Origin of the sequence: Brevundimonas sp., from assembly GCF_044239655.1 — a bacterium.
Lineage (GTDB): Bacteria > Pseudomonadota > Alphaproteobacteria > Caulobacterales > Caulobacteraceae > Brevundimonas.
On sequence record NZ_JBIIAY010000166.1, the window covers coordinates 1 to 5,018 of the forward strand.

The 5,018-nt window shown below is 67.5% G+C and carries 6 protein-coding genes; 3 read left to right on the top strand and 3 right to left on the bottom strand.

Annotated features, from left to right (window positions below; genetic code table 11):
• Positions 1-211: 211 nt before the first annotated feature.
• On the bottom strand, positions 212-1,465 hold the full coding sequence (locus ACILQR_RS15485) for an ectonucleotide pyrophosphatase/phosphodiesterase (RefSeq protein ID WP_395652280.1): 1,254 nt from the start codon (positions 1,463-1,465) through the stop codon (positions 212-214).
• 118 nt (positions 1,466-1,583) lie between these two features.
• Between ACILQR_RS15485 and ACILQR_RS15490 the strand changes: the two genes are divergently transcribed.
• The 3 genes from ACILQR_RS15490 to ACILQR_RS15500 are packed head-to-tail and all read left to right on the top strand — an operon-like array spanning position 1,584 to position 3,834.
• Positions 1,584-1,985, top strand: coding sequence for a bleomycin resistance protein (locus ACILQR_RS15490; RefSeq protein WP_395652281.1), 402 nt, complete (start codon positions 1,584-1,586; stop codon positions 1,983-1,985).
• Positions 1,986-2,032: 47 nt separating this feature from the next.
• Positions 2,033-2,968: an ABC transporter ATP-binding protein gene (locus tag ACILQR_RS15495; protein WP_395652282.1), complete on the top strand. Its 936-nt coding sequence runs from the start codon at positions 2,033-2,035 to the stop codon at positions 2,966-2,968.
• A complete protein-coding gene (locus ACILQR_RS15500) occupies positions 2,968-3,834 on the top strand; it encodes a hypothetical protein (RefSeq protein WP_395652283.1) in 867 nt (288 codons plus the stop codon). The genes ACILQR_RS15495 and ACILQR_RS15500 overlap by 1 nt, the downstream gene beginning before the upstream one ends.
• Positions 3,835-4,215: 381 nt before the next feature.
• Here ACILQR_RS15500 and rplQ read toward each other — a convergent pair whose 3' ends face one another.
• Complete coding sequence (gene rplQ / locus ACILQR_RS15505; RefSeq protein ID WP_271146925.1) at positions 4,216-4,632, bottom strand: 50S ribosomal protein L17; 417 nt, start codon at positions 4,630-4,632, stop codon at positions 4,216-4,218.
• A 108-nt stretch (positions 4,633-4,740) separates the two neighbouring features.
• Positions 4,741-5,018, bottom strand: a 278-nt coding sequence (locus tag ACILQR_RS15510) for a DNA-directed RNA polymerase subunit alpha C-terminal domain-containing protein (RefSeq protein ID WP_395652284.1), incomplete at its 5' end; no start/stop codon positions are given.

Consider the following 5,018-nt stretch of genomic DNA (forward strand, 5'->3'; position numbering starts at 1 on the left):
TTTCGACCTGGCGCCGTTCGCCATCGTGGTAGGATGCCGGTTCGCCTCGGTCTTTGACATCCGCCCGGCCCGCAGAAGTCGAAGGAGTCCGGACTCAACGGACTCTTCGGACTCCATTTTTGAGTCCGAACTCCCTGAAAATGTAAGGCGCGCCTTACATTTTCGGACATTCCGGACCTTTCAGACCCTGTTTTCGCGGCGCGGCCCGGCTTCAGTCCCCCAGAATCCCTGCCGCCCGCGCCGGGTCCCCGTCATCGGCCGGGACCGCGATCCCCAGCAGCTGCCCCATCAGGCCGTGGACGTCCACGTTCTCGAGACCCTCGATCCGGGCACCGCGCCGGACCCCCGGCCCGTGGGCCACGAAGATGGCCTGCATCTCGGGTGCCTCATGGTCATAGCCGTGGTCGCCGCCGCCATTCCCCCGGAAGGTCTGGTCGGCCTTCAGGATGGCCCAGCCGGGCTCCGCAACGCAGAACAGGCTGGGCACCCGCCGGTGCGTGCCGAAGGCGAACCGCGCCGGAATCTCGGCCTTCTTCCAGCAGGTCATGTGTTCGTGCGGCCCCGTCACCTCGGCCGCCACCGCCGCCTCATGGCCGGGCAACGGCTCGATCGAGGCGATCGCCCCGCCGTACTGGACGAAGGCCGTCTCCGCCGACGAGGCCAGTGGTCCCAGTCGCGTCACCCGCTCCGGCGAGGTCGGGACCATCCCGTGGTCCGACACCACGATGACCACGACCCGGCTCCACAGCCCCCGGGCCCGAAATCCTGCCTCCAGCCGCGCCAGCGACTGATCGACCGAGGCCAGGGCCGTCGCCACCTCGGGCGCATCCGGCCCGTGCTCGTGCCCGGCCGTATCCACGATGTCGAAATACAGGGTCGCGATGTCGGGCCGGTCCGCTCCTGGCCCACCGTCATCCGGCAGGTCCATCCAGGCCAGCAACTGGTCCACCCTGGCATCGCCCGGCATCGCCTGGTCAAACTTGGCGTACAGGCTGGGCCTCTCCCCCCGAACCTCGGCCTCCGACCCCGGCCAGAACATGGCCGCCGAGGTCAGGCCCGCCTTCTGTGCCGTCACCCAGATCGGCTCCCCATCGTCCCACCAGCGCCGGTCCGTCACCGCGTCGGCGTTCCTCAGGCTGAAGGTCACGCCGGGGATGGTGGGGTCCACCATGGTGTTGTTGACGATCCCGTGGTGGTCGGGCCGCAGACCCGTCACCAGCGTATAGTGGTTGGGAAAGGTCTTGGTCGGGAACGAGGGCTGCATCGACCCGGAGGCCCCCGCTCTCGCCCACCGCGACAGGGTCGGCGTCGCCCCCCGCTCGATATAGTCGGCCCGGAACCCGTCGATGGAGACCAGCACCACGATCGGCCGCTCGGCCTTGCCGCTCCCCCCGAACCCCGCCGGCCAACTCGCGCACCCCGACACCGTCAGGGCCAGCAGGAACAGGATCAGTCTAGGTGCCATGGTCATCTCCGGGGTCTCTGCATGCCTAGCCCCCTTCCGCGACGCCGTCACGACGACCGGCGCTCCTCGACGCCGTGGAAGCCCGGATGATAGGAAGCCGGCAACGGGAGACGCGGTCATGTCCAACATCCTCCAGGCCACCCCCTTCATGCACGTGGATGACATCGAGGCCGCCCTGGCCTTCTTCGTCGATGTCCTGGGCTTCCAGATCCCCTACCGCGAGGCCGGCTATGCCTACATCCGCCGCGAAGGCGCGGCCTTCCGCCTGCTCCAGCGGGACTGCCCGCGATCGAGCCCGCCCGAGCGGACCTTCCGCTACTACATCGACGTCCGCGACGTGGACGTTCTGTACGCTGAGCTGAAGCCCCGGCTCGACGGGTTGCCGCCCGGCGACGTCCACGGCCCGGCCGACAAGGCCTATGGCCAGCGCGAGCTGATCGTCCTGGCCCCCGACGGCGACCTCATCGCCTTCGGCATGCCGACCCCGCGCCCACCCTTCGGCGACGTTGCAGAACCTTAATCCGCAGGCGGCTTGCCCCGCCGCCCCGGTCGCGCCACTCTCGCGCCATGAGCGATGTGATCCAGACCCGCAACCTGACCAAGACCTATGGTTCGGTCCGTGCCCTTGACGGGCTCAGCCTGACCATTCCGCGCGGCGGGGTCTATGGCGTCCTCGGCCCCAACGGTGCTGGCAAGTCGACCCTGTTCCGCATCCTGCTGGGCCTGATCAAGCCGACCGAGGGCCAGGCCCTGGTCATGGGCGGCACCGTCCACATGGGTGGGGGCGGCGACGTCGCGGCCAGCCGCCGCATGGGCTCGATGATCGAGACGCCCCGGTTTCCGCCCTATCTGACCGCGCGTCAGGTGCTGGTCTGGCTGTCGACGGCCCACGGGCTCAAGGCCGACCCCGCCCGGGTCGCCGGCTGGCTGGATCGCGTAGGCCTGACCGCCGCCGCCGACCGTCGGGTGCGCGGCTTCTCGGTCGGGATGCTGCAACGCCTCGGCGTCGCCATCGCCCTGATCACCGAGCCGGAACTGGTCATCCTGGATGAGCCCACCAGCGGCATGGATCCCCCCGGCATCCAGGAGATGCGCGCCCTGATCCGCTCTCTGGCCGACCGTGACGGTATCACCGTCGTCCTCGCCAGCCACCAGTTGCTCGAGGTCCAGCGCGTCTGCGACCGCGTGGCCATCATGAACAAGGGGGCCCTGGTCCGCGAGGGTCTGGTCAAGGACCTGACCGCGGGCGGCGAACGCCTGCGCCTGTCGGGCACGCCCCTGGCCCAGATCATGGGCGTGCTCGGCGACAAGGGGACGCTGGAAGGCGCCGCCGTCCTCGCCGCCATCCCCCGTGCCGAGGGCCCTGCCCTGCTCCGCGCCCTGATCGAACAGGGCGTCGACATCGACGAGGCCCGCTGGGTCGGCGCCGACCTGGAAAGCGTATTCATGACCGAGACCGGCAGCGTCCAGACGCCCGAAGCCATCCAGGCGGAGGCCGTCTGATGAACCCGACCCTGCTGTTCGACTCCGTCTTCTCCGAGGCCTACCGCCTGACCCGGAACCGGATGACCGTGTTCTGGAGCGTGCTGTTCGTCCCCGTCCTCTACTTCCTGGGCGGCATCGCCTTCCACATCATCACCAAGTCCAAGGCCCCCCAGCTTCCCCCCGGTATCGCCGAGCGCATGGGTCAGGAGCCGGTGAACCTCGCCGAGGGCCTGCTGACCGGGGCCGGCATGGGGGCCAACGGCGCCATCCTGGTCTTCATGCTGATCGGGGCCGCGACCCTGTATGCCGGTGACTACCGCTGGGAGACCTGGCGGCTGATCAGCGCCCGCAACAGCCGTACCAATCTGATCCTGGGCAAGGTGGCGGTGTTCAAGCTGCTGGCCCTGTCCGGCATGATCGCCTTCCTTCTGGCCAGCCTGCTGCACTCGGTGTCCCAGGCCGTGATCTTCGCCCGCCCCCTGGGGTTCGACATGGACGCCGCCGGTCTCGGTCAGTTCATCCTGCTGCTGCTGCTGTCTTGGGTCCGCATCGTCCAGTACGCCATGCTGGCCCTGCTAACCGCCACCCTGACACGGTCCCTGCTGGCCGCCCTGTTCGTGCCCTGGGTCGTGGGCTTCGCCCAGTCCCTGTTCGGCGGCCCCGGCCTGGCCCTGCTGGGCTGGAACCCCCAGGACTGGCTCCCCCACCTGATCCTGCCCGGCCTCGCCTTCGAGTCGCTCAAGGCCGCGATCCAGCAGGGCGCCGACAACCCAGCCGTCCACGCCCCTGTCCTCAAGGCCCTCACCAGCCTCGCCCTCTGGACCCTCATCCCCCTCGCCGGCGCCATCGCCTGGTTCCGCACCCAGGACCTATCGAAGGAGTAGGACCGTCTGCAATCCGTGCTGAGTCGCGTGAGAAAAAGGCACGAGCATGAGACCTAAGCGCCTCATTGCGCCAATCATTGTCCTGGGGATCGTCAGCCTCACGGCTGGCGGATGGGTCGTCGCCCGGGAGCGAAAGTGCGAACGCTTGGCGACCTCTATTGTTGGAGACGTTCAAGTCAGACGAGGCCCAGGTGGGCAGTGCTACGTTTGCCGAGATGAAGGCTGGCTGTATGACATAGGGTACCCACAGTGCGCTCAAGCTGACCCGAGCTATGTGGCGGGGTAAGAGCCGGACAGTTCGTCGAGCTGTCTCCCAAAACCAAAAAGGCGGCCCGATCGCTCGGGCCGCCCTTTCGTTGTCCAGCCTCGGAAGGCCGAACCCTATTCTTCGTCGGCGTCGGCCGTGTAGACCGGGCCCGAATCCAGGCCCTTGGCATCGACGTCGCGGTCGACGAACTCGATGACGGCCATCGGGGCGTTGTCGCCGTGGCGGAAGCCGGCCTTCATGATGCGGATATAGCCGCCGTTGCGTTCGGCGTAGCGCGGGCCGAGCGTTTCGAACAGCTTGCCGACCTGGGTCACGTCACGGACGTGGCTGATGGCCTGACGACGCGCATGAAGGTCGCCCTTCTTGCCGAGCGTGACCAGTTTCTCGACGAAGGGGCGCAGCTCCTTGGCCTTGGGCAGGGTCGTGGTGATCTGCTCGTGCTTGATCAGCGACGCGGCCATGTTCGCGAACATGGCGGTGCGGTGGCTGGCCGTGCGGCCGAGTTTGCGGTGGGCGGCGCCGTGGCGCATCGGGGTCTCTCCTACTCCGGCTCCGGTTTCCTTCTCACAGGACCCTGAACCGCATTCATTCTAACCGCCCCGACATTCTCCAGAACGGAGACGGGCGGAGGGTTGAAACTAGATCTGGTCGTCGAACTTCTTGGCCAGGTCTTCGATGTTTTCCGGGGGCCAGTTCGGCACATCCATGCCGAGCGACAGACCCATGGAGGTCAGCACTTCCTTGATCTCGTTCAGCGACTTGCGGCCGAAGTTCGGGGTGCGAAGCATTTCGCCCTCGGTCTTCTGGATCAGGTCGCCGATGTAGACGATGTTGTCGTTCTTCAGGCAGTTGGCCGAACGGACCGACAGTTCCAGTTCGTCGACCTTCTTGAGCAGAGCCGGGTTGAATGGCAGGT